2 protein-coding genes are annotated in these 2,298 nt (G+C 56.0%); both read left to right on the top strand.

Translation table 11 applies throughout. From position 1 onward, the window contains the following. Positions 1–951: 951 nt before the first annotated feature. The gene (larE, locus tag NW835_RS01260; RefSeq protein ID WP_414414309.1) at positions 952–1,842 is read left to right on the top strand and encodes an ATP-dependent sacrificial sulfur transferase LarE; all 891 of its coding nucleotides are present in this window, start codon (positions 952–954) and stop codon (positions 1,840–1,842) included. Between the two features lie 48 nt (positions 1,843–1,890). Then, positions 1,891–2,298: LptA/OstA family protein (locus tag NW835_RS01255; protein ID WP_414414308.1), on the top strand; the 408-nt coding region annotated here is incomplete at its 3' end.

The raw sequence follows: 2,298 nt of genomic DNA, 5'->3' as shown, positions 1-2,298 counted from the left end.
TCCTTCCTCTTAAAACCTGTACCCTATTTTAAATTAACAGGCTGTACCCAAATCTAGTTTCGATTCTGAAGCAGTGTCTGCTCTGTCTACCCAGTACCTCTCTGTAAGAGAAGCTTCAGAAATCTTAAACTGCTTAGAAAAATAGGTGCGGCGACTACTCCGAGGCGGCGAAATCAGCAGGGAAAAATCGGCAGTCAGTGGACTGTAGCATCAGAGTTTGCAGAGAACTACTGCGTTAAGGGAGTGAGGTACAGACTCAAAAGTAACCGATCACAGTTGACGCTCGTTTAGCTAGCCTCAGCTAAAAATCCTGAGTTTTTTCTGGCTGTATGGGTCTAGAAGAAGACATTCAGGTAATACTTGCTTGTGAAGTTGATCCAGCCACTTACGGTGTGCTGCCGTAAGTTTGGGAATCCGAGCGCTGATAACGGTACTGACAATCACGCCAGCGATTGTCTTTGTAGACTTCAATACTCATTTCGAAATTCTATTTTCGTAGCCATTATTATACCTCTTTATCCACTTTTCAGCCACCTCCTTCTCTTTTCTGGCATTTATCTCCGAACAAAGTTCTGGGTCTCTGTAGCAGGCTCTAAGAAGAGTTCGGTGGGCCTCAAGAATTTGCCAATTCTTTTGAGAGAGGGCAATTTCAAAAAATTTTAGAAGTTCTTCCTCGAAGTTATTGCGAATGATATCGTTGAGGGTAACAGGTATCTCAGGTCTCTCCCGTAGCTCATAGCAATTGGCTTAGGTACCTAATATCGAAACTGGGCAGCGGGATATCCTTCGCTGAGAGATTCCGCACCTCATCTTTGGGGAAGCTTTGGAAAGGCAGGAGACTCTGGGAAACAATGGGAGAGGGAATCCCGCTCACAACTGGTTCTTCTCCGCTTGGACGGAGTCCTCGCTGTTTTCCCCCTTGCCCCAAATCTCACCGCATCTGCCGGCCATATGAACATAGCCCCAGACCCAACTGCCCCGCTTGCCCCTGCCGACTCCTTGCCGGAGCTGGATCCCGTCCTGCAACGCAAGTTCCACCAGCTTGTCCAAATCTTCGCCGAGATGGGGCGGGTCTTGGTGGCCTACTCAGGCGGGGTCGATAGCAGCCTGGTGGCCAAACTGGCCTGGGATCAGGTGGGGGAGCAGGCCCTGGCCGTCACCGCCGCTTCCCCGGCGCTGTTGCCTGAAGATCTGGAGGAGGCCATCCGGCAAGCCCAATACATCGGCATTCGCCACCAGATCGTCGAGACTCACGAGTTGCAGGATCCTCGCTACGCCGCCAACCCCGCCAACCGCTGCTACTTCTGCAAAAGCCACTTGCACGACACCCTGCGCCAGGTGGCTAAAACTCAGGGATACGACCACGTGGCAGATGGCCTTAACGCCGACGATCTGGCCGACTATCGACCGGGATCGCAGGCGGCCCGAGAGCGCGGCGTGCGTTCTCCCTTGGCAGAGGTGGGGATGAGCAAGCTGGAGGTGCGGCAACTGTCTCGCCACCTGGGTCTGCCCTGGTGGAATAAACCGGCCCAGCCCTGCCTCAGCTCCCGCTTTCCCTATGGCGAGGCAATCACCGCCGAGAAGCTGCGTCGAGTGGGGGCGGCAGAGCGCTATCTGCGCAGCTTGGGCTGGGAGCAGGTGCGCGTGCGCTCCGAGAAAGATACTGCCCGCATCGAACTGCCCCCTCATCAAATCGTGGAATTTGTGCAAAAAACCGATCTGGCAGCGCTGGTCAAGGCCCTGCAATCTTTTGGTTATCTCTACGTCAGTCTCGATTTGGAGGGCTACCGCAGCGGCAAGCTCAACCGCGCCCTCAACCCTCCCCCGCCGACAACGGGCTGAGCCAGCCTAGGGGCTTGGGCTGAAGTTTTGTGCCAGGTTTAGGGGAATATGAAAGGGTTTTGGTGGCTCTGGCTTTGCTTGGGGGTGTTTGGTCTGGCAACGGCTGCTCCTGCCTCAGCCCAGAAAAGCCGGGTGGCAGCTGCTCCGCCGGGGGATACGACTGACGCCCTTGCGGAGCGCACGTTACGGCTGCGCTCGGATCGCCAAACCTTCGACCAGCGGGCGCAGGTTTTCCTGGCCGAGGGCAACGTGGAGATGCGTCTGGGCCGCTCTGTGCTGCGGGCAGATCGCTTGCGCATCGAGCTGCAACAGCGGCGAGCGGTGGCCGAGGGCAACGTTTCCATCGAGTTGGATCAGCAGCGCATCCAGGGATCCCGGCTGGAATACGACTTTGGGCGGGAGCAGGGCTTTTTGGAAGAGGCCTTCGGGCAGGTGGATATTGGCCAGTTGCAGGCC

The organism is Synechococcus sp. OH2 (assembly GCF_047462155.1).
Classification (GTDB): Bacteria; Cyanobacteriota; Cyanobacteriia; order Thermostichales; family Thermostichaceae; genus Thermostichus.
Note: the sequence above shows the minus strand (reverse complement) of the source record. Positions and strands in the feature narration are given on the sequence as shown.

Coding starts and splice junctions, on each gene's coding strand:
- larE (WP_414414309.1), top strand. CDS start 952: ATGAACATAGCCCCAGACCCAACTGCCCCGCTTGCCCCTGCCGACTCC.